The organism is Vibrio sp. 10N.261.45.E2 (genome assembly GCF_002875705.1).
Lineage (GTDB): Bacteria > Pseudomonadota > Gammaproteobacteria > Enterobacterales > Vibrionaceae > Vibrio.
Genome location: NZ_MCZZ01000120.1, coordinates 19,057 through 45,918, shown reverse-complemented (window position 1 = coordinate 45,918; position 26,862 = coordinate 19,057). Strand labels below are relative to the sequence as shown.

The window sequence follows — 26,862 nt, the reverse complement described above, 5'->3', positions numbered from 1 at the left end:
TAAAATATTATGAATGGGGTTGAGCATACTTATCTGAAAAGTCCAGTCGTTCAAGTGAGGAAACCCAAAGGTGATTTCAGTTTGGTGTGTCTTCTATTTGCAGGTTAGTTTGACGTGCTTCATCAATCATCGTCGCTTCTTTGCGGTATCTTGATGATAGCTGACGGAATTTTTCACTGAGTGTATGGAGATCTCTCAATAGTGATTGTGAGCTTTGTACGTGCACTTGAGCGCTTTCAGCCTGACGCGGGAGTTTGTCTTTGGTGCAGTGTTTGGCGATGTTTTTCCATGAATACTCTAACGACTGAGCGCCTTCGAGTTCAGTAGACACTACGTACGCCTGTTGTAACAAAACCTCAGAGACGTCATACGCGGTATTCATATGACTATTGAGCTGCATATTAAACTTTTGTTCATACTTTGCCCTAAGCTCAATGACCTGCTTTTCATTAAAGTGTTTAGATAACAGTGTTTGTGATTCATAGGTAGAGAGAACTTGGTTGAACTCTTTGGTGTACTGATTATAACGACTTTCAAACGAGAGTTGACGATCCAACAGCGCTTGCCAGTTTTCACGGTCACAATGATTCGCTAGAGCGACATTGCCACTCAAAGGTACGCATAAAATGATCACTTTCTCCCAAAAACTCATGACTTTCCTCAACTTACTGTGCTCTCTATTGAGAGTATAGATGAGCAGGAGAATGAGTTGATGTACACTTGAGGCATACCTATAACGGAATAGCTGGTGGATTTAATGAAAAAAGCGCTGATCGCTTTACTTGTGTTGTTGATATTGGGCGGAGGAGGAGCGGCATACTACTTCTTGGTCATGAACAAAGACCCAATTCCACCAGAACAAACGGACGAGCCTGAGCAAGAAGTTACTAAGCAATCAGAATCTGATCTCGCACCCATCATGGATCTTCAACCTGAACCAGAACAGACGGAATTTTACGTTTTGGAGAGAAAGCTTGAAGTGGTTGAACAACCTGAAGTCGATGGCTTAATCACAGATTACCTCTACAAAGGAGAAAAGGTCGAAGTACTTGAGAAGCAAGGTGAATGGGCTCGCATCTCAGATTACATCGTCCTAAAGGAAGGTGGTCCACAAACTGCGGAGTGGGTTGCTATGTCAGGTTTATCGAATGATGAAGTGATTATTTCAGAGAAAGAAAGTAAAGAGATATTGGATTCTTATTTGGTAAAATCTGACGATCTTAAGATCCACCAAGAGAAATTCCGTAATGCGGTCGCAAAGCTGATTTCTGAGGGCGAATGTGCCCCAAGTGATTTCGAAGAATTAGGCGGTTGGGTGAAATCGGTGAAGTACAGTGAGCGAGATGTCTATTTTATTTATTGCGGTGGGCTGTCCCTTGAAAACAAAATTTATCTTGATGTAAATACAAATGAAATATTTACTAAGTAGAATCCAATTCGCTATTAATATCAGATATGTTTATAGCGATTAGCCTTTCTATTTATTGATTTATATCGAAAGCCCACTCTCTTGAGAGTGGGCTTTTTCATTGCCTATTCAATTTTACTCATCGAGTTAGATTGTTAGTTGGTGTGATTTTAATATTTACTTATATTGAATTTGATATAGAAACACCTCGATAGATTTATTAATAGTAAATAGCAAGCTCGATATTATTCCTACGATCAATTGTTTACTTTTTCAATATTGCATTCTTATTGAAACAAGTTGAGGAGTGTAATTTTATTTATTGTAAACAAAGGCTTATCGACTTGATGATAAAAGTGAAATTAAATAAACCTTACTAATATCATAGTCTTGCATTGCTTTACATGTGCGTAACATTTCATCGGTTTTGGGATGCAAGTCTAGTTTTTAATCATGATACGAAAATATTTTATATCTGTAATAATACCGTTTGTTTTTGAGCTGTAGGGTTTAATTAAAGCAAAACGTAAATTTTTATTATCGACTAAGACATTATCTTATTAATATCATTGTTATTTAATTGCTTGTAAGGGATGGAACCATTAATGAAAAAGCTTGCTTTAATTACAGGGTCAAAAGGCGGTATCGGCTCAGCAATTTCCTCTAAATTAGTTGCAGACGGTTATCGAGTAATCGCGACTTATTTTACTGGAAATTACCAATGTGCATTGGATTGGTTTAATGAAAGGCAATTCACCGAAGATCAAGTGAGATTGTTTGAATTAGATGTGACCAATACTGAGGAGTGTGCGTTGAGCTTGAGCAAGTTGTTAGAAGAAGAAGGCACCGTGGATGTATTGGTTAATAACGCGGGAATTACACGTGATAGCTTCTTTAAAAAGATGGATGCGGCAGCGTGGAAAGATGTGATTGAGACGAATCTCAACAGCCTATTCAATGTGACTCAGCCTCTATTTGCATCAATGTGTGAAAAAGGTAACTGCCGAGTCATCAACATCTCTTCCGTCAATGGTCTTAAAGGTCAGTTTGGGCAAACGAACTACTCGGCAGCGTAAGCTGGAATGATTGGTTTTTCTAAAGCTCTGGCAGCGGAAGGAGCGCGCAGCGGTGTAACAGTAAACGTGATTGCCCCTGGCTATACAGCGACCCCTATGGTTGAGCAAATGAAGCCTGAAGTACTTGATTCAATCAAGAACCAAATCCCGATGAAACGCTTGGCATCGCCTGTTGAAATTGCAGACGCAGTGGGCTTTTTAGCGAGTGCATCTGGCGCGTACATCACAGGCGAGACACTGTCTGTGAATGGCGGCTTGTACATGCACTAATTGGCGCAACAGAAGGGAATGATGGAAAGAGTATTTATTGTTGCGGCGAAGCGCACTCCTATTGGTGCATTCACTGGGTCGCTAAAAAACATATCTGCGGGTGAGCTAGCTGGCGTTGCGATCAAAGGTGCACTTGAGTCTGTCGAGCTTTCGTTAGATGCGATTGATGAAGTGATCGTCGGTAACGTTATTTCTGCTGGGCAAGGCATGGGTGTAGCGCGTCAAGCTTCAATCTACTAAAGAAACGCCAGCGTACGGCGTCAACATGACGTCACTTTTGATACCGATGAGTATCCGAAGTCAGACGCTACATTCGAAGGTCTACAAAAGCTACGCCCAGCCTTTGATCGTGAAGGCTCCGTAACGGCGGGTAACGCTTCTGGCATTAATGATGGCGCGAGTGCAATCATCTTAGCGTCTGAGTCGGCGGTAGCGAAATATGGCTTAACACCATTAGTGGAACTGACCAGTTACGCACAGTCAGGTTTGGACCCAAAGATTATGGGTTTAGGTCCTGTAGAAGCTGTTTCTAAAGCGCTTGATAAAGCTAATCTTACTCTCGAAGAAATCGATTTGTTTGAATTGAATGAAGCGTTTGCAGCACAAGCTCTTGGCGTGATGTACCAATTGTCAGAGCAGCATGACTTGCCACTTGATGCGTTCAAACCAAAGGTCAACGTTAATGGTGGTGCAATCGCGCTTGGCCATCCTTTAGGTGCGTCCGGCAATCGAATTATCGTTTCACTTATCCATGAAATGCTTGAACAGAAAACGACTTATGGCGTTGCTTCACTCTGTGTGGGTGGGGGAATGGGAACCGCTGTTTTGCTAAAGGGTATTGATGGTTAGAACCTGATATATCGCTAGCAAGCTTTAAATATCGAATCAGCTCTTCTAAGCATCGGGAGTTAATCGATGAGCGTTGGCTGAAACGATAGTGACACAAATTTATTAAACTATGTATTCATCAGGAGTTACTTATGTACACGGATATTTTCAAAACAATTACTGACCAAACTGAAAAGCAATTTGAACCGTACTTAAAGTTCAATAAGTTGGTTGCAAAGAACGTCCAAACGATGACTGAACTGCAAATGAATGCAATGCAGACTTACACGGACATGGGCCTTGCACAAATGAAAGCAGTGACTGAGATCAAAGATGTGACTAGCCTAACGGCTTTCAACAGCCAGCAGCTCGCAGCGCTAACTCAACTATCTCAACAGATGATGAGTGATAGTTCAAAGCTTCAAGCAGTGGCTAAAGAGTTCAAAGAAGATGTTGAAACACTAACAACTGAAAACTTGAAAACAGTTACACCTGCATAAATTTAATCGCCATCGAGTTAGCGCAGTGTTTATTGTGAGGCTCGGTGGCGATTTTCCGATTATTGGAGTCATGTTATGTTTCAACACTTCTTTTCGGACTACCTTGTTAAACTTCAACAAACGAACCAGCAATGGTGGGAAAGCTTTGAACAAAACAAGGAAGCCGCGCAATCTCCCCTAAACCAAGCGATGCAAGAATTGAACTTTGATGATGCATCAAAAATCTTCGAGCAAGCCGCTAACCAACCTGCAGTTCTACTTCAGTTACAATCTCAATGGTGGGAACAGCAACTTAAGATCTGGCAGAATGCCGCGCTGATGGGTAACACTGAGAGTGTTATCTCAGAAGACCGCAGCGACAAGCGCTTTATTGATGAGGCGTGGAAAAACGATCCGTTCTACAGCTTTATTAAGCAATTCTATTTGTTATTCAGCAAAAGCTACATTGACACCATCAACTCGATTGATGGTATTGACGAGAAAACCAAAGAGCGAGTGGCGTTCTTTTCACGTCAGGCAATCAATGCACTCTCTCCAAGCAACTTTATTGCAACGAATCCAGAGTTGATGAAACTGACGCTTGAACGAAATGGTGAAAACCTTCTTGACGGTTTAGAGCAGTTACAAGCAGACGTTGAAGCAAGCGCCGATATACTCAAGATTCGAATGACCAACAACAACGCCTTCAGATTGGGTGTGGATGTCGCGAACACGGAAGGTGATGTTGTCTTCCAAAACGATCTGTTCGAACTGATTCAATACTATCCAAAGACACCGCAGGTAAACGCGACCCCTTTGTTGATCGTGCCGCCGTTTATCAACAAATACTACATCCTTGATCTTCGTGAGAAGAACTCGATGGTGCGTTGGTTGCTCGAACAAGGACACAGCGTATTCATGATGTCTTGGCGTAACCCAGGTGAAGCGCAGAAAGACACTGAGTTTGGTGACTATGTCACGGAAGGTGTGGTTAAAGCCGTTGCTGCGATTGAAGACATCACTGGCAAAGAACAAATTAATGCAGCCGGTTACTGTATTGGCGGTACGGTGTTAGCTTCTACTGTTGCTTACTACGCTGCGAAACGGATGAAAAAGCGCATCAAAACCGCGACATTCTTTACTACCTTGTTAGATTTTTCCCAACCGGGAGAGGTAGGCGCGTATATCAATGAGACAATCATCAACGCGATTGAAAAACAAAACGACGCCAAAGGTTATATGGACGGTCGCTCATTGAGCGTGACATTCAGTTTGCTGCGTGAAAACAGCTTGTATTGGAACTACTACATTGATAACTACCTCAAAGGCAGCAGCCCAATGGAGTTTGATCTTCTGTACTGGAATAGTGACAGCACAAATGTGGCGGCCAAGTGTCATAACTTTTTGTTGCGAGAGCTTTATCTTGAAAACAAACTGGTTGAAGACAAAGGTGTCAAAATGGGCGGTGTTTGGATTGATCTCAATAAGATAAAAATACCAAGCCACTTCATTTCAGCCAAAGAAGATCATATCGTGCTGTGGCAGGGGACGTATCGCGGTGCTTTGAATACTGGCGGAAACAAGACGTTCGTGCTTGGCGAGTCGGGTCATATTGCGGGTATTGTTAACCATCCAGACAAGAAGAAGTACGGGTATTGGCTGAATGACAACTTAGACGACTCGGCAGATGAGTGGTTAACTAACGCTACTCATAATGAGGGCTCTTGGTGGACACACTGGAATCAGTGGCTACAAGGTTTTGAAACGGATGAAAAAATCGAACCTTTCAATCAAGGTTCAGAGCTTAACCCTGTGATTGGCAAAGCGCCTGGTAACTATGTAAAACAAGTATTGCCGATTGTTGATAAAGAGAATTGTGATAAAGCGACTGCAGATAAAGAAACACCAGAAGAACAAGCCTAGGGTATAAACTCAGCTAAAATAATTAGAATACGCAACGTCATATAATAAAAAAGCCACTGAAATCAGTGGCTTTTTCGTGTCTACCCATATTAGGTAAACGTAGTTTCGACTCTAGTCGATTTCTTTGTCTTTACCCATAGATAAAATCCAAAGAGATACGGCTGCAACACCTGCGAAGCCGCCAAGAATGATAACTGGCATAGCGCTGTAACCTAGGATGTGCCAAATTACGCTTTCTAAAGTACTCATTCAATTGCTCCTTATTGCCAGCCTTCAACGCCGTGCATGTCTGGTAGTTTGTGTGCAATACCTTTGTGACAGTCTACACACGTTTTTTCACCAGAAGCTAGCGCAGTCGAGTGTTGTTTCGCACTACGAGGGCTCTGCTCTGAGAAGTCCATGTAATCGAACTGGTGACAGTTACGACACTCAAGTGAATCGTTCTTTTTCAGTCGAGCCCATTCGCGTTCCGCTAGGTGAGCACGACGTGCTTTGAACTTTTCTTCAGTATTGATGGTTTTCGCAATAAAGTGTGCATATAGCTCTTTAGATGCTTGAACCTTACGAACAATTTTATCTGTCCATTCATGAGGTACGTGACAATCTGAACAGATAGCACGAACACCAGAGCGGTTAGAGTAGTGAATTGTCTCTTGGATTTCAGCAACGATAGGTGCGTGACAGCCAGAACAGAACTCTTCCGTGTTGGTTGCCTCCATACCTGTGTTGAATGCACCCCAGAACAAAAGACCACCCGAGAAACCCAAGAACAAAACAACGCCTACGGCTGCTTTACTTGGTGTCGCGAGTCTTTTCCAAAACGCTTTAAGTAATTTTATCATATATAGCCTCTCTTACAGTCCGGCTACGATTAACGCAGTGAATCTACAGGTTTGAACTCGTTCTCAACTAGTGGCTTAGCATTAGCTTGAGGTACGTGACACTGTAGACAGAAGTAACGACGAGGTGATACGTCTGCAAGTACCGCATCTTCACGGTTCATGTAGTGAGTAACACTCACTTTAGTAGCACCCATTTCTTTTGCGTTTTTCCAGCTGTGGCAAGAAAGACACTTGTTAGCGTTAAGAGAAACTTCATAGCTACGAATAGTATGAGGCACTAGAGGTGGTTGGTATACGTAGTCGCTCTCAAGTACTTGGTCACGAGGGAACTTTTTGAAGTCATCTGCTGCGCGAGTCGCTTCAAGTTCACTTGCACCACGTAGAGATTCTACGCCACCAATGCCGCCTGGGTTATCTAGCTCAGCTTGAGCTGCACCAGCTAGCAAAAGACCAGCTGATAGTAGGGCAGTAATCAGTTTTTTCATGGTTAATTTCTCCGCCTAAAGGCTAATTCTTTGAGTGGACTACTTCTTTCAAAAAGTAACGAAAAAAGTAGTCGCAATATTAAATACGTTAGATCTTGTATCTAGGTTCTAAAAGCACTTGGCGCTTAAGAAACCTTAGTGATCTTAACTGGACACTTCTTGTAATCCGTCTGCTTAGACAGAGGATCCGTTGCATCCAAGATCAACTTGTTGATCAGAATTCTTGCATCAAAGAATGGTACGAATACCAAGCCTTGTGGTGGACGGTTACGGCCACGAGTTTCAACACGAACGCGTACTTCACCACGTTTGTTTTCGATAAGAACTTCATCACCACGGCGAAGGCCACGAGCTTTAGCATCAGCAGGGTGGATGTAACAAAGTGCATCCGGTACTGCTTTGTAAAGTTCTGGTACACGACGAGTCATAGTACCTGTGTGCCAGTGCTCAAGAACACGACCGGTACATAGCCACATATCGTACTCATCGTTTGGTACTTCTGGTGGCGCTTCGTATGGCGCATTGATGATCAGTGCTTTACCATCTGGCTTACCGTAGAAGTCCCAGTCAGAACCTTTCTTAGCGTATGGATCTGAACCTTCTTTAAAGCGCCATAGCGTTTCTTTACCATCAACAACAGGCCAACGTAGACCGCGTACTTTGTGGTAAGTGTCGTATGGTGCTAAATCGTGACCATGGCCGCGACCAAAGGCTGCGTATTCTTCGAATAGACCTTTTTGTACGTAGAAACCTTGTGCTTGTGCATCGTCGTTAAGCTCTTGAGCTTCAGACAGTGGGAATGCATCAACGTTACCGTTTTTGTAAAGCACGTCGTACATGGTTTTACCACGGTACTCAGGCGCTTTAGCAAGAAGCTCTTCGCCCCAAACTTCTTCAACTGTGAAGCGTTTAGAGAACTCCATGATTTGCCATAAATCAGACTTAGCATCACCAACGGTTTTAACTTGTTGGTACCATGCTTGTGTACGACGCTCAGCGTTACCGTAAGCACCCTCTTTTTCGATCCACATTGCTGTTGGAAGGATAAGGTCTGCTGCTTGCGCGGTAGCGGTAGGGTATGGGTCTGAAACAACAATGAAGTTGTCAGGGTTACGGTAACCTGGCAAACGTTCAGTGTTGATGTTTGGACCAGCTTGCATGTTGTTGTTACACATTACCCAGTAAGCGTTGATCTTGCCGTCTTTAAGCATACGGTCTTGAACAACGGCGTGAGCGCCAGGCTTGCCATTTAGAGTGCCTTCTGGAAGTTTCCAGATTTTTTCTGAGATCTGACGGTGTTTAGGGTTAGCAACCACCATATCTGCAGGTAGACGGTGAGAGAACGTACCAACTTCACGAGCTGTACCACACGCAGATGGTTGGCCAGTGAGTGAGAATGGGCTGTTACCCGGAGTAGAAATCTTACCTGTAAGAAGGTGGATGTTGTACACAAGGCTGTTCATCCAAACGCCACGAGTATGTTGGTTCATACCCATAGTCCAAAGTGACATTACTTTGATGTTTGGATCCGCGTATTGCTTAGCTAGCTTGATCAGGTCGTCTTGAGATACACCTGACATTTCAGACGCTTTCTCAACCGTGTATTCAGCAACAGACGCTTTGTAATCTTCGAAGCTAATGTCAGTCATTGCGCCTGAGTTAGGGTTCGCAGCAGCTTTCTGTAGTGGATCATCGTCACGAAGGCCGTAACCGATGTCTGTTGTTGCTTGCTTGAAGTTCGTGTGCTTGTTCACGAAGTCCCAGTTAACCGCATCGTTTTGAATGATGTAGTTTGCTACGAAGTTCGCAATTGCAAGGTCAGACTGAGGGTTGAAGATGTAACCAGTGTCAGCAAGCTCGAAAGAACGGTGGTAGTAAGTAGACAGTACGTTTACTCTAACATGTGGGTGGCTTAGACGACGGTCTGTAATACGAGTCCATAGTACTGGGTGCATCTCTGCCATGTTTGAACCCCACAGTACGAATGCGTCTGCGTGTTCAAAGTCATCGTAACAACCCATTGGCTCATCGATACCGAAAGTACGCATGAATGCGCCTACCGCTGAAGCCATACAGTGACGAGCGTTTGGATCGATGTTGTTTGAACGGAAACCCGCTTTCATCATCTTAACGGCTGCGTAGCCTTCCATAACCGTCCATTGGCCAGAACCGAACATACCAATACCTGTTGGACCGTTCTTCTTCAGTGCAGCTTTCCATTTCTCAGCCATTACGTCGAAAGCTTTGTCCCATGATACTGGTGCGAAGTCACCATCTTTATGGAACTCACCATCTTTCATACGAAGTAGAGGCGTCTCAAGACGGTCTTTACCGTACATGATTTTTGAAAGGAAGTAGCCTTTAATACAGTTTAGGCCTTTGTTTACAGGTGCTTCCGGGTCGCCTTGAGTCGCAACCACTTTACCGTTTTGAGTACCTACTAGTACCGAACAGCCCGTACCACAAAAACGACAAGGCGCTTTATCCCACGTGATTTTTGTTTGATCAGAGCTAGCGATCAGGTTGGTTGCTGTTGCCGGTAGAGTTACACCTGCAACGGCTGCCGCTGATGCAGCTGCGTTTGCTTTCACAAACGCACGTCTTGTCATTTTCATACTTCACCCTCAAGTTGAGAATTGTTGCTTCCAGTTTCTAAATCCGTTTCGTCCAGTCCAGTTTCGATTTGGTGGTAAACCAAAGCTGTCCCTAAAACGTTCGTAATATTATTAATTTCTTCAATGGTATCCGTTACAAAACCTTGGTTTTCGGTTTCTAGGACCACTATGATTTTGCCTTCCGGGCTACTGCCGTAAATCTCTGCATTATCGAATTGCTCGATTTGTGCTTTGATCTCGTCTAGATGCTCTGGGCTCACATGCACGACTAAACTTGATATATGCACTTCATTTAGTGCCATAAATTGCTCTCGTTATTTTTGTTTTATGCATTACTCACAAGAATAGCTGAAGTAGGGCAAACTGCTACGCAGGCTCCACAACCGCTACACTCATCTAACTTGATTTTTGGTAGAGCAACACTGCCTGCTCTAAGTTGAAATTGAATGGCCATAGGTTCACACATGTCACCACAGCTTCGGCATTCAACATTTTGCTGAGCTAAGCACTTATCAGAGATCTGCGCTTTAGCTTGCCAAGGCTCTCCTTGCTTTGGCTTAAAAATAGGTTCAGGACAAACATCTGCACATTGGTAGCAGAAAGTACATTCATCGATAGAAAAGTCGACAGTAGGAAACCCACCATCGCCAGCTATGATTATCTTAGTCTCACAATTCTCAATGCATTTACCGCAGCGAGTACAGTCATCTGCAAAGCTTTCTAGGTTTTCAATCCAAGGCAAACGAATCTGGCTTGAATCAACTTTTCGTCTTGAAAACAGACGGCGTTTTGATAGATCGACCACTAGATACCCATAGATGTTGCTAAGATGTTGTAATTGTAGGCCATTATTCCATTAATATCTTGTAATTTGTCCTCATAAGTAGTGTAGTTTTAGAAACAATTGTATAAATACCCCCTTAGGGCTAATTGGGGGCATATATTGTCATAGATCAATAAATTACGGAGCGAGTGATCACATATTGAATGGAGCTATGATTTTTGATGTGTGACAATACATTATTGCTGGCAAGTCATTTATCAATAGGAAGGCACTTTTGCTTATTAAACCGGTTTCATCTGTAACAAGTACGATAGCTAAATCCTTACTTTCTATACTGCTGTTGTCGGTTGCTACGACAGGTTTTGCCATCTTTACTTTAGCTTCTAGTTTGAATGATGCGGAAGCGGTTAACGTAGCTGGTTCAATGCGTATGCAGAGCTACCGTTTAGCCCATGATATTCAAATAGAATCCGTCGATTATGATTCTCATATTCGTGAATTCGAAAGTTCGCTTTATTCTCCTTCGATGACCAACTTAGTCAGTTGGAATGTTCCAGCTGACATTACACAAGACTACTACCTGATTATTGGCCGCTGGCATGAACTGAAACAGGTCTTGAATAGCGAAGAACGCGACCACTATCTCGTGCTGGTTGAAAACTTTGTGGCTGAAATCGATGGCTTTGTTTATAAACTGCAAGAGTTCTCTGAAGACAAGCTAATAAAGTTGGCGTGGGCTGGTGGTATCGGCCTCGGTGGAATTCTGGTCATATCTCTTTTTGTTGTTCACTTTGTACGTAAACAAGTTGTTAAGCCGCTACATGCGCTCGTTGGAGCCAGTCAGCGAATCAAAAACAGTGACTTTGAAGTGGAGTTAAAGGTTACCAACAACAACGAACTGGGCATTCTGACTAAAACGTTTAACTCGATGGCTAAAGATTTGGGTGTGCTTTATAGAAACTTGGAGTCTGTCGTGGACGCTAAGACGGTAGAGCTGCAAAATGCTAACCAATCTTTGCAGGCGCTTTATCACTCTTCACAAGAGCTGACCGTAACACGTATCGCCCCAGAAAATTTCCGAGCCATTCTGCAGCACTTAGTCAGCTTAGAAGGGATCGAGTCTTTAAGGCTTGAGATAGTCGATAGTTCGGGTCGCTCATTGATTATGGACGAAGGGTATGATTCGAACTTGGATTATGAAAAATTTGAAATGAAGTTGGATGATAATGAGCTTATCTTAGGCTATTTATATTGTTCATATCATCATGGTCATTCAACCAAGACGCTTATTGAGAGTTTTATCCAACTCTTATCACGCGCTATCTATTATAATCGAGCACAAAAGAAAGCCGAGCAGCTTATTATTATGGAAGAGCGTGCAACAATTGCGCGTGAACTGCATGATTCACTGGCTCAATCGCTGTCGTACTTGAAAATCCAAGTAACGTTGTTGAAGCGTGTTATTGGCAAATTGCCGGAACAGCAGCACCGAGAGCAGTCTGAACAAATTGCGTCGGAAATCGGCAACGGTTTAGCTGATGCCTATACTCAATTACGAGAGCTGCTCACTACATTTAGGTTGACCATAAAAGAGGGCAACTTTGGAGATGCTTTGAGCACCATGCTTGAACAGCTCAGTGAAAGAACAGATGCGAAGATTAAGCTAACCAATAATCTTTCATCTATTGAGCTTGATGCACACAGTCAGGTTCACTTGCTTCAGTTGATTCGTGAAGCAACAATAAATGCAATAAAACACGCCAATGCCGACTTGATAGATGTATGCTGTATCGATGAGGACGGTGAAGTATTAGTCGTGATTAAAGATAATGGAGATGGCTTTGATCCAAGTAGTTCGAAGATGAACCACTACGGGATGAGCATTATGCAGGAGCGTGCGGCAAGACTGAATGGCGACTTAACGATTGAAGCGGCTCAAGGTGAAGGCTGTACAGTCATATTGAAATATAAAAGTTTGAAGGAAGTTAAAGTTGACGATTTGTAAAGTAATGCTGGTTGATGATCATCCATTGATGCGCAGAGGTATAAGCCAATTACTGAGCTTTGAAGATGAATTCGAAGTGATTGCAGAAGCAAGTAACGGCACTGAAGCGGTCGCTCTTGCCCACGAAGAAGAACCTGATTTGATCCTATTGGATCTTAATATGAAAGGCATGTCTGGACTGGACACACTACAAGCACTTCGCACTGATGGTTCAAGCGCTAACATCGTTATTCTAACGGTTTCTGATAGCCCTGCTGACATCGAAGCGATCGTAAAAGCGGGCGCTGATGGCTACTTGTTAAAAGACACGGAACCCGATGAACTTATCGAATTGTTGAAGCAAGCGCACAACGGCGATAAAGCCTACAGCAGCGTGGTTGCTCGTTACTTAAATGACGCGGGTAGCCGCAATGACATTTTCGACCAGCTGACTGAACGTGAAATGCAAATCCTTCAAGAAGTCGCGAAAGGTTACCGTAACAAGCAGATCGCCGATCATCTGTTTATTTCTGAATCGACAGTTAAGGTACATATGAAAAGCTTGCTGAAGAAGCTACAAGTGCCTTCACGTACTGCAGCAACGGTTCTGTATCTAGAACGCTATGGTGAAATGAAGTAGGGCTTGTTCCTTTGAGATAACACTATTTCAAGCCTTACGGTTTATACATGTCTTGATAGTTTAACGATATTGAGAAATTGATATTAAAAAGGCGCTGAACTTAGTAAGTTCAGCGCCTTTTTGTTTAAGCATTTTATATTTGTATGGCTGTTCGTATGTTCTTAATTCCTTGAAAAGGAAACTAGAGGCTTAAGCTGCCATTGGAACCAATACAAGCGTACCGAAGATAACCGTGATAAGACCACAGATTACTGGTACAGAAGTACGTTTAACAACTTCAAACGGACTGATCTTACCCATGCCAGATGTCGCTACGATTACGCCAGATACTGGTGAGATAGTACGACCTAGGTTCGATGCTTGAAGCATTGGGATGATTAGGAACGCAGGGTTCAAACCCATCTTCGCAGCAAGAGATGGAGCCAGTTCTACGAATGCATAGAACGGAGCGTTACCAGAACCTGTCGCGATAGCTGCAGCAACTGTTAGACCTGTCAGGATAAGCATTAACGCGATACCACCTGCGCCTGCCGATTCAGCAAGACCGATTAGGTTATCAATTGCACCGATAGACATCAGACCTTGAGCAAACACACCAGCAGCAACCAACAGCATTACAACGCCTTTAAATGCATCAGCCATACCTTGGTAGCAAGAGTCTAAGTCTTCTAACGTTTTCTCACCGTCAAACTTCTTAACAACGTAATCGATAACCGCACCCACGAAGATAGAGCCAACTACGATGGTGTAGATATCAAGTGAAAGCCCTGGAATCGTACGACCGTTGAATAGGAAAACGCCAATGATAGGTAGGAAAGGCAGTGCAGCATAGAAAGCCGGTGCTGTTGTTTCGATTTCTGAAACATCCACTTTTTCCATTGGTGTATTTTCTTTCTTATCTAGGTATTTGTTCCAGAAGAAAGCCGCACCAGCCATTACGATGATTGCACAAATAGAAACAGGCAGTACCGTTTGAACGGCAAACACATCAAGAGACATGCCTGATTTTTCTGCTGCTATAACCACATCACCAGAGGTTGGCGAAAGAATGATGGCTGCAGGTGATGCACAAACTGCAACTGCCGCTGGGCGAGAAATACCCATTGCCGTCATCATTGGGAATAGGGTTGCCATTAACAGCACACCAAGGCCTGTTGCAGAACTTACTGCTAAAGACATTAGACACGCTACGATGTAAGCCGCAACAAGAAGTATGTATGGGGATTTGATAGCAGCAAGCGGTTTAGAGAACTGTTTTACTACTACATTGTTAGCGCCAATGTGCGTCATGTAAGAAGCAAAACCACAAAGAAGCATGATTTGCATGCCTAGGCCGCCCCCACGGTACTGAAGCATGTACTTAACAAATTCTAGAGAGTCGGTAACCATGTTACCTGTTGAAGCGATTTTAGCTGGTAAGACTGTGTGACCAATAAGGCCAGTAATAAGAAGTAGGGCAAGGCCAGCAGTTAGTAATACACCAGCCGCTTTATAGCCTTTCACAATAAAGTAACCAACAGCGATAGTAATCACTAATCCGATCAAGAGCTCTAACATAGAAATCTCCACAAAGTTTAAAAAATATAAGAAAGTGTTTCAGAATATGACAGTGAATGTACAGAAAACTGCACTGTGGCACGAGGCATAGTTGAGGTTGATATGATCTAAGACAAACATTTTTTTCGATGTTAATTGTGGTTATAAATCGTGATTAACTACTGTTGTTTAGATGTTAATAAACAAATTTTGTAGCTCTTCAGAATATAACTTGGATCACCTTTAACTGTTGCAGTTGCATATAAAGGTTTTGTTTTATAAATCGTGCTTGTTTTTTATACGTTGGAAGAATACTTGTAACGAAGTGGGTATTTATCGAAGTAAAGAAGTGAAAATATTAGCTTTTAGCGCCTACTTATCTCGCTTAAGTCAGCGTTAAACATAAGTAGGCACTAAAATGATGGGTTAGGTTAGTTTATATCAACCTCAGGCATATCATTTGAGTAGGTTGGCAACTCAGAACAGGCTACTTTCTTACAAAAGTGAATCATCCCATAGCGCGTCACAAGTAAAAACTCTTCTCGATTTAACGGAATGTAAGGCATGGCGTCAGACGATAATGTAGAGCCCTCACTTATCATCACCTTCTCGTAAAACGACAACTCGCGATTCGGGATAATTTGTTGGTGTTGGTTTTCATCCAGTGAGATATCGTGTTGCGTGACAGAGTAAGACCCAGATGACGTAAACCCGACTTGCTTGGTCGATACGTACAATAAGTCATAACTGTTGTTCTTCTTAAATTCGATATTTATGGAAGATTGATTGTGAATCAAATCCTTTGGCGGGTTAATAACCGATGCTGTATTGGCTAAATAGTGGCCTTCAAGGTGTGATTTAGGAATAAAGGTAGAAAGCCAGCCGACTAATAATCCAAGCGCTACCACAAAAATCACTGTGTTCGTATTATTACTCACAAGTAACTCCTTTAAATTCGGCAGGGAAGCTCAGAGATTTTCCTGAATTATCGATGATAATTTTTCGCCCCTTATATTCGTACAGCGTTACGTTGAATAACTCATTAAAGGTGAATTCGTTGGATTCGATTTTACAAGAGATAAAGTGCTGACCCGCAAGATCTTCGCCTAGGCTATTTCTATTTAAATAAGAGAATAAATAATGGGATAAACCTGCAGTCACCACAAATAATGCAACCAGAGCTAAAACACGGTTTGTTTTTTTTCGTAGCGGCCGTTGGTTCGGTTGTTGGGGTTTCTTTCGTTTTGCTATCTTGAGGATGTTGCGTTTCTTGTTTTGGTCGTGATTGAATTTGGCGCAGCGCACGTTCTTTGTCTTGTGTTACTTGTCCTGCAAATCGGTAGCCTTTACCGCGCTCAGTGACGATAATCATCCCGCTCTTATCTTCTAACGCTTTTCGGCAAATCGAGATGGTTTGCATTAAGCTGCCATCTTCAACGTATATACCTTTAGATACCCACACTTGTTCAATAAGAACTTGGCGAGTGATCACCTCATTGGGTCTCGAGATAAAAAACTTAAGCAGTTCTGATTCATTAGAACCTATTGGGTACGTGCGCCCCGTCTTAAAGTGATGGATTTCACTCTCTTCTAAATTGACCTGTATATCATCATTGATAATAAATTCAGCAGACATCTGGGCTCTCATTGTTATAAGCGTTCTAACCTAAATATAACAAATATTACGATAAACATAAACTTACTGACTTCTTCGTCTTTGATATTTAAGTGTATGAATTAAATTGGATTATTAAGCCAATTAGAATTCCTTATATACCTTTTTTAGGTTGTTTAATGTGGTTTCAGGTGCTTGCCGTTAGTCGCTATTGGATCATTAGCGGATGACGCTGATTTAGTGGGTGTGGGTTAATTGCTCAAATTTCTTACGTAGTTTTATCAACGTGTCATTTCAACTCTGTGTTGCCTTGCTCTCTGCGAATAAAAGTCGAGTTTACCTCCGACTTAATCGGCAACGTTAATAACGATAAATCGCATGACCACACCAGTTAAATGCGAAAGCTACGAAGGAGCTGTTTTGAAAGATTTCAATAAGCCATATATATGTGGACTAATTACGCTTGCCTTACTTGGCTGTCAGTCTGAAGACTCGACCCAAGCCCCCGTTTCGGTATTGGTTCCCTACAACACTAATGAGCTACCAAAACCGAATGATGGTTACGGCTATGATGAGGATGGAACAATATCTGGTGTCGGTGAAGACGCTGTGACCATGTCATCGAAGAATGATACTTATTATCAGGACTACAATAACTCATACGCAGCCCTAGACGGCTGGGGGCTTTGTGCAGAACCGATCTTAATTCCGCTACAAAGTGTTAATTCTGACAAACGTTACCCATTGAATAACGAAACCTTAACGGGGAATGTTGTATTAATCGATGATGTGACAGGTGAGGAAGTAAGTACTCAAATATCCGCTGATGGTTCCTACATTACAATTCAATGTGAATCAGGCTTAGTTGAAGAACGCACTTATTCGATTGTAGTAACGAATGGAGTTAAAACTGAATTTAGTGAACCTTTAAAAGCCGATGCTAGCTTTGATAAATTGATTAATTCAGACGTTCCATTAGAAAGTGAAAAAGAAGAAGTCCTTCAACAGCAAGTATTAAACGCAATTGATTCATATAATTCTCTATATCCAGAGAACGGTACTCCTGTATATGCAGCGCAATTTAAAACTCAGAGTGCTTATTCTCCTCTTGATGCGATGAGAAATAATCACGTAAATTTCCGAACTAAATTTTTAGATGGTTATGAAAAGGTTCGTGAGTTTAATAGTGATTACAGCCAATACTCTAAGAAGTTAAGAATACCGTCTTATCTACCTTTTACTCAAGCTCGAGAATCTGAGTGCATCATCGATGAGTTTGACCCCAAAGAAAACTGCCCGCCACTTTATGAATGGATTACCAATACTGAAGGTGGCTTCCCAACCGCAGAAATGCCAGAACCAAAGGTTATAGAATTTCTCGAAATAACGGCGGATATTTATTTGCCTAATTTCGAGGCCTTTCCAAGGCCAAAAGATTCCTCAGTAGGGTTCCCAACAGCAATATTTATCCACGGTGTTACAGCGGAGCGCGGTACTGCTTCATTGATGGCTGCCGAGTATACAAAAAAAGGTTACGCCGTGGTTGCGATCGATATGCCATATCACGGAGAAAGAAAGCGGTATGACAACACAGACCCTGACGATGATGGTGAAGAAACAGGAGTAGAAATCAGTGCAAGCGCAAACAAAGCGTTTTTCATCAATATCGATTCGCCTTTAGCACTACGATCTAACCTGCAACAATCAGTGTCTGATTTCTTAGGTCTCCGTTACGCGTTAAGCCAAGAAGATTGGGTTAAAAAAGATGACGTTCACTTAATCGGCCAATCGTTGGGTGGAATCATGTCGGTGATGGTGAGTGAGTTTAGCCAAGCAAGTCCTAATTTCCACTCGGATACTAATTCTAATTTTGAATTCAATACGGTTAACTTTGTTGTCCCGGGGCAGGGGTTAACCAACTTGGTTTTGTCTTCTCAAACCTTAGGTCCTGAAATGTCTGAAGGGGTTAAGAAGTCTCCAGATGTTCAGCGCGGTATTGCTGAAACTGTAATACCTAGTACATGTACAGCAGAAGCAACGAACCAACAATGTATTGAAGCACTGAGAGAGTTTGTCGAACTTTCATCTGATAACGCGCTACTTGTGAGTCAGTTGGAGAATGACATCTTCGATTTAGTTGTTACCGATCTTAAACAAGGGGTTCAAGCAACAATTGATAGTGCCGACCCAGCTAGCTTTACATCTCGTCAAGTTACGGCTGAGCAGCCGACTCTATTGCTAGCCGCTGTTGGAGATTGCGGCGAAACCTGTGACGTTGGTGTTGATTATGTCCCTGATAGCGTAGTCCCGAATACGGCACCAGATAACATTCGCACCGGTACAGAGCCGCTTATTAGAGCTCTTGGATTGGACCCAATCACAGGCACTTCGGAAAATACAAACGTTAAGCGTGGAGCCGTAAGAACCACAACAGGTGGCCACGGCACGTATTTGTTCCCTTATGAAGGCCCCGTTGATGAGAATGGCTTACCTGGTTCGCCGGGTGAAAACATGTCAGACGTGCGTGAAGCTGTGGGCACTCAGCAAGTTGCCGTTGCTTCCATGGTAATGAGTGACGGCTCAATCGTCGTAATCAACAACGAAGATCATATCGAAACAGAGGTGCCTCAAGATGAAGAATAAACTCTTACTGGGCACTGCCGCTGCTCTTGTTCCTTGCCTGACTAATGCAGCTGGCTTTCAACTTAATGCACAATCAGCAACAGGGTTAGGTCGCGCATTCGCCGGTGATGCTGTGATGGCAGACAGCGCTGCAATTGTTGCGAAGAATAGTGCTGCGATGGCTTACATCGACCAACCAACACTCTCTATCGGCGTTATCTATATCGATAGTGGTATTGATGTGTCTAGTGTTAGTTATACGCCGATGGTTGGTGATACAAGAATGTTAGATGACCAATCATTAGACGCAGGGACATTAGTTCCGAATATCCATTACGTTCATCCAATCGAAGGTTCTAAGTTCACACTGGGCGCAACGGTCCATTCTAATTTCGGTACTGACGTCGAATTTGATAACTCGTTCGAAGCGGATGAGTTTGGAGGCAAAACGGCGCTTTCGAGTATCAATGTTGGCTTCGCTGTGGCTTACGAGCTGTCTGAAAAAATCAATTTAGGCGCGGGGCTTGACGTTATTTATGGTGAAGGTGAAATCTACCGTCAAAACTTGCTAAACGTCGATGCAGACGGCTTCGGTTTGGGGGCAAATGTTGGTGCGACTTATCAAGTCAATGAACATAACAAGTTTGGTATTACTTACCGTTACAGCCCAGATATCGAAGTGGAGGGTGACATTGCCAGAGGTGGTGTCCCTGCCGACAAGATGAATGTTCCATTACCCGACACGCTTGAGTTTTCCGGATGGCACCAACTCAACGAACAATGGGCTTTTCACTACAGTCTGCAATGGGTGAACTGGTCTGAATTTGACTCGCTAACGTCTGACTCTTATGACGATTCAATCAAAGAGTATCAATGGAGAGATGCTGGGCATGTTTCTGTTGGTGGTACCTACACCATGTCCAAAGACATCGTTCTACGAGCGGGTTACATGTACGACATTTCCCCAACTGACGAACTCACATCATTATCAATTCCCGATGTTAACCGTCATTGGCTCACCGTTGGAGGCACATATCACTTCACAGCGGCCAGCTCTGTGGATGTTGGTATCGGATTTATCATCGGAGAATCACAAGATATTGACGAAAGCCTGACGACGATCCCCGGAACGAGTTCCAATATAACTGCTGATGTGACTGCCGATGCTCTCTTGCTCGGTGTTCAGTATCAACATCGTTTTTAACTTTTACTTTGGAGTTCAGAACGTAAAAATTTAGGAATCATATACAACTTGTAGGGCTCGACAGTGAGTTGAGCCCTTTCTCATTATTAGCTGTTTTAGCATTATTTAAATAGCTGGAAGCTCATTAAGTAAGAAATAGCTGCTTAGAAAAACGTTTTAATTCAGACGAATTCAACGGTTATGGTTATTAAAAATGAAATTTACAAAGCTTAGTAAAACAATCTGCTTGGCACTGTTTGCCTTGCATATCTCTCCATCATTTGCCCAAGACTCAAGCTTGATTCCTGTGACTATCGAAAAAGCTCACAAACAAGCCTTCACTTCTTCAATCAACGAGGTTGGCAAAATCAGGGCAACGGATTCTGCTGCATTGACATTTAGTGCCTCCGAAAAAATTCTCAACATCCATTTCAAAGATGGAGATTCAGTTGAAAAAGGCGAACTGATCGCTCAACTGGACAATACCAAAGCGAAAGCCGATTTAGACAAAGCAAGAAGCTCTCTAGCACTTGCGAAATCAAAACTAAAGCGAGTACAAGAACTACTAAAAAAACAGCCTGACTCTATGTCGCAGCAAGATGTGGAAGAGCTGGGAGAACAAGCGAATCTGGCCGCTGCTGATTTCCGCCAGAAAGAAGCGTTGATGAATGATTATTTATTGGTCGCGCCATTTGATGGGCAGTTAACCAACTTCACCCACTCAGTGGGCAGTAAGATTGATAGTGCAACCGCGTTGGTCAGCCTGATCAAGCTCGATCCTGTAGAAGTTCAGTATTCCATTGGACAGTCGGATTTAGGGCACGCAAAGCTTGGGCAGAATGTGTCCATCCAAGTTGATGCCTTTGTCGATGAAGCGTTTTCTGGCGTGGTGGATTATATCGCACCAGCGGTAGACGAGAGCTCGGGCCGAGTAGAGGTGCACGCGCACGTGACCAACCCAGAACATCGCTTAGTACCGGGTATGTTTGCCAAGGTGAGTCAGATGACGAGCGAAGACTCAACACAGATGGTGGTTTCTCAAAACTCCGTTCAAGCCAAAGATGCAGAGCGCTTTGTTTGGGTGGTGAATGGTGAAAAGATCGAGCAACGTTTCGTTGAACTGGGCGTGAATACTAACGACGGTTACGTTGTTGTAGAAAAAGGCTTGAAGCTTGGTGATGACGTCGTGGTGACGGGACAACAGAACCTCAAGAAAGCGTCGTTAGTCAAGGTGATGAATCCAGATGCTGAGCAGAAAACCGTTGAGTTAGTAAAGGAACCGACTGAGAAAAGGAACATTGAGTTGGATGAGCCGCATCCGGTTGAGCCTTCGGTTGATTGGACGGAAGCATCGAAAGGTGTAGACGAAGCGGTTAACGAAAACAGCGAGCAAGCAGAGACTAGCGCTACTTTTGAGCAATCATCGAGCGAAACCCAAAACAAGGAAACTCACAGCAAAGAAACATTAAGCAAGGAAACATCAAGCAAGGAAGCTGTAGCGAAGGAGAATCTGAATGAAGCTTCCTGAGATTTGTATCAAGCATCCTGTGTTTGCCTCGGTTCTGAGCATCACCATTGTTTTGCTTGGGCTTTTGTCGTTTCAAAAGCTCTCAATCCAGTACTTTCCAGAACATAAGACACCTTCAGCAACAGTAACTGCCGCGATCAATGGAGCCAGTGCTGAGTTCATGTCACGCAATGTGGCAGAAAAGCTAATTACCGCTGCAACTGGCCTCGATAGCGTGAAAACCATGACCACGGACTGTCAGGAAGGCACATGTAATCTCAAAATCATTTTTGAAGATGACATTAATGACGTCGAATACACCAGCTTGATGAACAACCTGCGCAGCAGTGTCGAAGCGATTGGTGATTTCCCGCCGAGTATGACGGATAAGCCAACGGTAACAGACGACTCTTCTGACACCAGTATGCCGAGTAACATCATCACGTTTGTGAACACTGGCAAGATGTCTAAGCAAGATATGTACGATTACATTAGCCAGCAAGTCGTACCTCAATTTAAACATATCCAAGGTGTGGGAGGTATTTGGGGGCCATATGGTGGCAGCGAAAAAGCGGTGCGTGTTTGGTTGCAACCTGATCGAATGATGGCGCTCAATATGAGTGCATCCGATGTGGTTGGAACATTAAGCTCATACAACGCGACATTTACCGCGGGTACTATCAAGGGGCAGGTAAGAGATTTTTCCATCAACCCAGTAAACCAAGTGACCAGCGTTGATGATGTACGAGACTTGGTAGTCCGTGTTGATAACGGCAAGATCATTCGTATTGGTGATATTGCCGAAGTCAAAATGGGTGAGGAGAGTCTTACGCCGAGTATTCTACGTGTAGACGACAACCTAGCGATGTCGATCCAAGTGTTGCCGCTGAAAAGTGAAAACCCAGTCACCGTTGCTAATAAAGTTAAGAAACAGATCGATGTGATTCAACCTCAGTTGCCAGAAGGCATTGAGATGAAGATGGTTTACAACCAAGCAGATTTCATTAAAACCGCAATTGATGAAGGCTTCATGACGTTGGTTGAAGCGATTGTGTTGGTTTCAGCGGTTGTGGTTCTGTTCCTTGGCTCTTTTCGAGTTGCTTCCATCCCGATCATCACTATTCCCGTGTGTGTGATCGGCGTATTTGCCGTCATGCATTTGCTTGGGTTTAGCATCAACGTGCTGACGATTCTGGCTATCATTCTCGCCATTGGCTTGGTGGTTGATGATGCGATTGTTGTGGCTGAAAACTGCTACCGTCATATCGAAGAAGGTGAAACGCCGTTTAACGCAGCAATTAAAGGGTGTCGAGAGATTGTCTTTCCAGTGATAGCGATGACACTGACTTTGGCCGTTGTTTACTTACCCATCGGTTTGATGGCAGGCTTAACCGCGGATCTATTCAGGCAGTTTGCGTTTACGCTTGCAGCTGCCGTCATTATTTCTGGTTTTGTGGCGTTAACACTTTCGCCGATGATGAGCGCTTATTTAATGAAGCCAGTATCGAGTCCTGCGAAGTGGTACCAAAAGATTGATGCGAAACTGAATGTCTTATCGGATTTATATACTGAAGAGCTAGGTAAATGGTTTGATCGCAAAGCTCTGATGAGCGGCATTGCTTTAGTGCTGATCGCTTTATCTGCTTTTGCGGTTTGGAAAATGCCTCAAGTGTTACTTCCAACGGAAGATACAGGGTTTGTTGAAGTGACTTCCACGCCTCCAACTGGGGTTGGGCGTCAATACCATCTAGATAACAACGAACAGCTTAACAGTGTGTTTAAAGGTGATAGTTCAGTAGAAGCGAATTTGTCGTATATCGAAGGCACACCAACTAACCACGTTCTATTGAAACCATGGGGCGAACGTGACAAGTCAGCCGATGAATTGGTGAACGAGTTTATCGCAAAAGCGCAAAGTTCGGTCTCTGCTTACGGCATGTCTTTCAAGGTTCGCTCAGCAGATAACTTGAACATTGCTACTAACATGATTCTTGAATTAACCACGGTTAACCGCGATACCACTGTGTTGTCTGAAACCGCGAGCGAAGTCGTTAAGGCGCTTGAAGATTACGAAGGCGTGACCAACATTAAGAACTCGATGTTGCGTGACCAGTTACGTTATGATTTGTCGATTGACCGTAATGCGATAGTCTTGTCTGGCGTTGATTACGGTAACGTCACCAATGCGTTATCGACGTTCCTTGGTTCTGTTAAAGCGGCAGATTTGCAAGCAGACGACGGTTATACCTACCCAATTCAAGTTCAAGTAAACCGAAGTGACCTTGGAGATTTCAAGGTGCTCGATAAGTTGTATGTGGATTCACAGTCGGGTCAAAGGCTTCCTTTGTCTCAATTTGTATCAATCAAACAGGTGACATCGGAATCTAACTTCAAGACGTTCATGGGTAAAGACAGCGCTGAAATCACGGCAGACTTAATGCCCGGATATACCGCGAGCGATGTGAAGGCCTACATTGATGACACGGTACCAAGCTTATTGAAACCTGCTCAGAGCTACGAGTTCAACGGCATAGTTAAAGACCTCGTTGACTCGACCGCGGGCGCACAAGTGTTGTTCGTATTGGCATTGATTTTCATCTTCTTGATTTTGGCCGCGCAGTTTGAAAGCTTTGTCGACCCGATGATCATCTTGCTGACGGTTCCATTGTGTATTGTAGGTGCAATCTTGACGCTTTCAGTATTCGGGCAAAGCCTCAATATTTACTCAAAAATTGGTTTACTGACTTTAGTGGGTCTTGTCACTAAACACGGCATCCTGCTGGTGGAGTTTGCCAACGAGAGACGTAAAACTGGTGCAAGTGCGAAGGAAGCAGCGATCAGTAGTGCGCGTTCAAGATTGCGCCCCATTTTGATGACGTCATTGACGATGATCCTCGGCTCATTACCATTGGCACTGGCGGATGGCCCGGGATCATTAGGGCGAATTAATATTGGTTTGGTGTTAGTCGGAGGTTTAACAGCCGGAACCTTCTTTTCACTGTTCTTAGTGCCAGTTGCTTACGTTGGAATGGCGAATTTAAAGCAAATGGATGTGCTGACTCGGTTAAGAACCAAAACAGCTTAGAGTTATGCTTTAGATTTAGCTAGATACTTCGAGGCCCTCAGTGTGAGGGCCTTTTGCTATTGTGGGCTAGATTAAGTGAAGAAAGCGGTGAGGGCGGTTAGAAGTCGTAGTTTAGATTCATTGAACTGTAGATCTCAGCGTTACTTTGGTCCGATGCAACAGTGGTGTTGTAGATGTATTCGGTATCAAAGGTTAGCGCCAAATTGCCCATCAAGATGTTCTTAATATAGCCTTTTAGGTTGTAATTTGTGTTCTCTTCACCGTAAGCCATGTTCGCAGTAGCACCCATAGAAAACGTTTCAGTAAGCGTTAAGGAGCCATCGATACTGGCATTAGCAATAAGTTCGTAGTTCTCTTTGTTAGGGAACTCTTCATCAGAGGATTGGCGTTGACTGATTCGATAACCTGGGCCAGCAGAGCCTTGAAGCTTGATTCTTTCGGTATCGTAAAAGTGACGACCCAAACCGGTCGCGGTAATGAACTGCTTACGATAAGTACCAAAGTGGTCGTGCTCAAAGCGAGTTGTCGCAACCAAATAGGTGACTTCGTTTAAGTCATAACTGATGCCATAGTTTGTGGTATAGCGATTGGTGCCGTCTTCATCATTTTCAGCATCGGTGTAATAGGTATCAAACTGAACTCGTTGCCCCCAGTTCTCTTTTTTGTATCCAACAGAGATTCCAGAGTTGATCGACAAAGAGGAACTGGTGTTTTGTGAGTAGATAAACCCGAGTTTGGTCAAGGTCGTGAACGGAGATTCTTCAGCTTCGTCTTTTAACTCAGAACCTTCGGTGAATACGGCTTCGTCCTCGAGTACCAATTCTTCAACGTCTTCTCCGGCCTCTTTTCCAAATATGGGCATAGAGAACGCGATGAGAGCTAAAGGCAGCTTTGCTAGGGATCGTGTGTATGAAACTGTGTTGGTTAATGGGCGCGTGGTTTGTGAGATAGCGTGTGTCGGCATAATGGTTTGGTATATAGGATGATTGAACACGACGAACGCAAGGCTAGTCGTGAAGAGTCGTCAATGATTGAATAGAAAATGCGAGTAAGTTATGACGCGATAGGCAAAGGCGAAAAGATCGTTTTGATCGCTGAGAATCCATCACCTCGATGAGGGTTGAAATCTTCAATGTGGACAAAGAATTCAAGTATCTCGGAGGGTTTATCGTCTTCAATTAACAAGAACTCGAGTAATCCTTGTTCGACATGGCATGAAACTATGGTTTCGCTCGATTGGTCTGCTGAAACTTGCTCGACATTGATCACGACACTCGTCTCGGGCAAGACATTGAACGCGTCTTGCGCACATTTGAGAATACAGCTTGAGACATACTCCCGATATAAGGCATTACTTTCAGAAAGCGCCAGTGTTTCAAGCTTTACTTGGCCCTGGCACAATACCTTTTTTTCTTTTGGGATCACGTTGTGCTTATTAACCTGAATATTGATTTCTAGCAGGTGACCGTTCTTATAGGTATTAAAGTTATGGTTGATCAGCTTGGTGTCGACCACCGCGGCATTTATCGGGTTCTGTTGTGCTTCTGAAAGGGCAGATAGCTTTGCTTCGCTGTCGTTGTTTAAAATCCCCTTCGATAGTTGGTTGCCCTTAGCCCAGTAACTGTAACTTTGAACCCAATGAACAAACTCTGTTTTGTATTGTTCGATATCTTGTTCAGCAGCACGCTCAATATTACTGGTGAGGGTATACAACTTCGATTTGTTGCCTAGCAGCATATCTAGCCAGCTAGGCTTGTATTCATCGAGTGCTGCCATGGCTTGGACTTTATGATCGAATCGAACCGTTGGCATTGTCGGTGCAGGTTCCATCGCAATCGACTCCCAATTCATTTTTGGGGTCGGAATGGTATGCACGGATTGGATTAAGTGAAGGTGCTGATTGAATAAGCTCACTTCACTTACAGCGTCCTCAAGTTGTTTGGTATTCATCTACATTCCTGTCGACTGTTGTTCTTGTAA

20 protein-coding genes and 3 pseudogenes are annotated in these 26,862 nt (G+C 43.4%); 11 read left to right on the top strand and 12 right to left on the bottom strand.

Features of this window, described 5'->3' with window-relative positions; all coding sequences use genetic code 11:
* Positions 1–76: 76 nt before the first annotated feature.
* Entirely contained in the window at positions 77–652 is a 576-nt protein-coding gene (locus BCT34_RS10675) for a hypothetical protein (RefSeq protein ID WP_076651160.1), read from the bottom strand.
* Between the two features lie 96 nt (positions 653–748).
* Between BCT34_RS10675 and BCT34_RS10670 the strand changes: the two genes are divergently transcribed.
* From BCT34_RS10670 to phaC, 5 genes and pseudogenes are all read left to right on the top strand, one after another.
* On the top strand, positions 749–1,429 hold the full coding sequence (locus BCT34_RS10670; protein ID WP_076651161.1) for an SH3 domain-containing protein: 681 nt from the start codon (positions 749–751) through the stop codon (positions 1,427–1,429).
* A gap of 584 nt (positions 1,430–2,013) precedes the next feature.
* A pseudogene (locus tag BCT34_RS10665) lies at positions 2,014–2,754 on the top strand (SDR family oxidoreductase).
* Positions 2,755–2,775: 21 nt separating this feature from the next.
* Positions 2,776–3,603: pseudogene (locus tag BCT34_RS10660) on the top strand (acetyl-CoA C-acyltransferase).
* Between the two features lie 131 nt (positions 3,604–3,734).
* Positions 3,735–4,082, top strand: a complete 348-nt coding sequence (locus BCT34_RS10655) for a phasin family protein (protein ID WP_076651599.1) — start codon at positions 3,735–3,737, stop codon at positions 4,080–4,082.
* 75 nt (positions 4,083–4,157) lie between these two features.
* Positions 4,158–5,984, top strand: a complete 1,827-nt coding sequence (gene phaC, locus BCT34_RS10650; protein WP_076651600.1) for a class I poly(R)-hydroxyalkanoic acid synthase — start codon at positions 4,158–4,160, stop codon at positions 5,982–5,984.
* Positions 5,985–6,095: 111 nt separating this feature from the next.
* Here the strand turns inward: phaC and BCT34_RS10645 are convergent, their stop codons facing one another.
* From BCT34_RS10645 to napF, 6 genes are all read right to left on the bottom strand, one after another.
* Positions 6,096–6,233, bottom strand: a complete 138-nt coding sequence (locus BCT34_RS10645; RefSeq protein WP_010430103.1) for a TIGR02808 family protein — start codon at positions 6,231–6,233, stop codon at positions 6,096–6,098.
* Between the two features lie 11 nt (positions 6,234–6,244).
* On the bottom strand, positions 6,245–6,826 hold the full coding sequence (locus BCT34_RS10640; RefSeq protein ID WP_009845456.1) for a NapC/NirT family cytochrome c: 582 nt from the start codon (positions 6,824–6,826) through the stop codon (positions 6,245–6,247).
* Between the two features lie 29 nt (positions 6,827–6,855).
* Positions 6,856–7,311 (bottom strand): nitrate reductase cytochrome c-type subunit, encoded by a 456-nt coding sequence (locus tag BCT34_RS10635; protein ID WP_010430099.1) that lies wholly within the window; start codon positions 7,309–7,311, stop codon positions 6,856–6,858.
* Positions 7,312–7,436: 125 nt separating this feature from the next.
* Positions 7,437–9,926, bottom strand: coding sequence for a periplasmic nitrate reductase subunit alpha (gene napA, locus BCT34_RS10630; RefSeq protein WP_076651601.1), 2,490 nt, complete (start codon positions 9,924–9,926; stop codon positions 7,437–7,439).
* On the bottom strand, positions 9,923–10,228 hold the full coding sequence (locus BCT34_RS10625; RefSeq protein ID WP_019824440.1) for a chaperone NapD: 306 nt from the start codon (positions 10,226–10,228) through the stop codon (positions 9,923–9,925). The genes napA and BCT34_RS10625 overlap by 4 nt, the downstream gene beginning before the upstream one ends.
* Before the next feature lie 23 nt (positions 10,229–10,251).
* Positions 10,252–10,731: a ferredoxin-type protein NapF gene (napF, locus tag BCT34_RS10620; protein ID WP_076651602.1), complete on the bottom strand. Its 480-nt coding sequence runs from the start codon at positions 10,729–10,731 to the stop codon at positions 10,252–10,254.
* A 253-nt stretch (positions 10,732–10,984) separates the two neighbouring features.
* Between napF and narQ the strand changes: the two genes are divergently transcribed.
* On the top strand, positions 10,985–12,715 hold the full coding sequence (narQ, locus tag BCT34_RS10615) for a nitrate/nitrite two-component system sensor histidine kinase NarQ (protein WP_076651603.1): 1,731 nt from the start codon (positions 10,985–10,987) through the stop codon (positions 12,713–12,715).
* Positions 12,702–13,334: a response regulator gene (locus tag BCT34_RS10610; RefSeq protein WP_076651604.1), complete on the top strand. Its 633-nt coding sequence runs from the start codon at positions 12,702–12,704 to the stop codon at positions 13,332–13,334. The genes narQ and BCT34_RS10610 overlap by 14 nt, the downstream gene beginning before the upstream one ends.
* Positions 13,335–13,523: 189 nt before the next feature.
* On the opposite strand, the gene dcuC is transcribed toward BCT34_RS10610, so the two are convergent.
* From dcuC to BCT34_RS10595, 3 genes and pseudogenes are all read right to left on the bottom strand, one after another.
* Positions 13,524–14,891, bottom strand: a complete 1,368-nt coding sequence (dcuC, locus tag BCT34_RS10605) for an anaerobic C4-dicarboxylate transporter DcuC (RefSeq protein WP_076655254.1) — start codon at positions 14,889–14,891, stop codon at positions 13,524–13,526.
* Positions 14,892–15,301: 410 nt separating this feature from the next.
* On the bottom strand, positions 15,302–15,808 hold the full coding sequence (locus tag BCT34_RS10600; protein WP_076655252.1) for a hypothetical protein: 507 nt from the start codon (positions 15,806–15,808) through the stop codon (positions 15,302–15,304).
* A pseudogene (locus tag BCT34_RS10595) lies at positions 15,801–16,506 on the bottom strand (winged helix-turn-helix domain-containing protein). Before BCT34_RS10595 ends, BCT34_RS10600 begins: the two are co-directional and overlap by 8 nt.
* Positions 16,507–16,863: 357 nt before the next feature.
* Here BCT34_RS10595 and BCT34_RS10590 point away from each other — a divergent pair.
* The 4 genes from BCT34_RS10590 (at position 16,864) to BCT34_RS10575 (ending at position 24,882) form a co-directional block, all read left to right on the top strand.
* A complete protein-coding gene (locus tag BCT34_RS10590; protein WP_076655249.1) occupies positions 16,864–19,128 on the top strand; it encodes a lipase in 2,265 nt (754 codons plus the stop codon).
* Positions 19,118–20,311 (top strand): outer membrane protein transport protein, encoded by a 1,194-nt coding sequence (locus BCT34_RS10585; RefSeq protein ID WP_076655246.1) that lies wholly within the window; start codon positions 19,118–19,120, stop codon positions 20,309–20,311. The genes BCT34_RS10590 and BCT34_RS10585 overlap by 11 nt, the downstream gene beginning before the upstream one ends.
* A gap of 193 nt (positions 20,312–20,504) precedes the next feature.
* On the top strand, positions 20,505–21,818 hold the full coding sequence (locus BCT34_RS10580; protein WP_076655243.1) for an efflux RND transporter periplasmic adaptor subunit: 1,314 nt from the start codon (positions 20,505–20,507) through the stop codon (positions 21,816–21,818).
* Positions 21,805–24,882, top strand: a complete 3,078-nt coding sequence (locus tag BCT34_RS10575; protein ID WP_076655241.1) for an efflux RND transporter permease subunit — start codon at positions 21,805–21,807, stop codon at positions 24,880–24,882. Before BCT34_RS10580 ends, BCT34_RS10575 begins: the two co-directional genes overlap by 14 nt.
* Positions 24,883–24,979: 97 nt before the next feature.
* Here BCT34_RS10575 and BCT34_RS10570 read toward each other — a convergent pair whose 3' ends face one another.
* Both BCT34_RS10570 and BCT34_RS10565 read right to left on the bottom strand, forming a co-directional pair.
* On the bottom strand, positions 24,980–25,744 hold the full coding sequence (locus tag BCT34_RS10570; protein WP_076655238.1) for a DUF481 domain-containing protein: 765 nt from the start codon (positions 25,742–25,744) through the stop codon (positions 24,980–24,982).
* A gap of 191 nt (positions 25,745–25,935) precedes the next feature.
* Complete coding sequence (locus tag BCT34_RS10565; protein ID WP_076655235.1) at positions 25,936–26,832, bottom strand: hypothetical protein; 897 nt, start codon at positions 26,830–26,832, stop codon at positions 25,936–25,938.
* Between the last annotated feature and the right edge of the window lie 30 nt (positions 26,833–26,862).

Excerpts from the sequence above, each read along its gene's own strand:
- BCT34_RS10575 (WP_076655241.1), top strand. The coding sequence starts at position 21,805 with ATGAAGCTTCCTGAGATTTGTATCAAGCATCCTGTGTTTGCCTCGGTT.
- phaC (WP_076651600.1), top strand. The coding sequence starts at position 4,158 with ATGTTTCAACACTTCTTTTCGGACTACCTTGTTAAACTTCAACAAACG.
- BCT34_RS10580 (WP_076655243.1), top strand. The coding sequence starts at position 20,505 with ATGAAATTTACAAAGCTTAGTAAAACAATCTGCTTGGCACTGTTTGCC.
- BCT34_RS10590 (WP_076655249.1), top strand. The coding sequence starts at position 16,864 with ATGACCACACCAGTTAAATGCGAAAGCTACGAAGGAGCTGTTTTGAAA.
- BCT34_RS10625 (WP_019824440.1), bottom strand. The coding sequence starts at position 10,228 with ATGGCACTAAATGAAGTGCATATATCAAGTTTAGTCGTGCATGTGAGC.
- BCT34_RS10585 (WP_076655246.1), top strand. The coding sequence starts at position 19,118 with ATGAAGAATAAACTCTTACTGGGCACTGCCGCTGCTCTTGTTCCTTGC.
- BCT34_RS10570 (WP_076655238.1), bottom strand. The coding sequence starts at position 25,744 with ATGCCCATATTTGGAAAAGAGGCCGGAGAAGACGTTGAAGAATTGGTA.
- BCT34_RS10640 (WP_009845456.1), bottom strand. The coding sequence starts at position 6,826 with ATGATAAAATTACTTAAAGCGTTTTGGAAAAGACTCGCGACACCAAGT.
- BCT34_RS10655 (WP_076651599.1), top strand. The coding sequence starts at position 3,735 with ATGTACACGGATATTTTCAAAACAATTACTGACCAAACTGAAAAGCAA.
- BCT34_RS10645 (WP_010430103.1), bottom strand. The coding sequence starts at position 6,233 with ATGAGTACTTTAGAAAGCGTAATTTGGCACATCCTAGGTTACAGCGCT.
- dcuC (WP_076655254.1), bottom strand. The coding sequence starts at position 14,891 with ATGTTAGAGCTCTTGATCGGATTAGTGATTACTATCGCTGTTGGTTAC.
- BCT34_RS10565 (WP_076655235.1), bottom strand. The coding sequence starts at position 26,832 with ATGAATACCAAACAACTTGAGGACGCTGTAAGTGAAGTGAGCTTATTC.
- BCT34_RS10635 (WP_010430099.1), bottom strand. The coding sequence starts at position 7,311 with ATGAAAAAACTGATTACTGCCCTACTATCAGCTGGTCTTTTGCTAGCT.
- BCT34_RS10675 (WP_076651160.1), bottom strand. The coding sequence starts at position 652 with ATGAGTTTTTGGGAGAAAGTGATCATTTTATGCGTACCTTTGAGTGGC.
- napA (WP_076651601.1), bottom strand. The coding sequence starts at position 9,926 with ATGAAAATGACAAGACGTGCGTTTGTGAAAGCAAACGCAGCTGCATCA.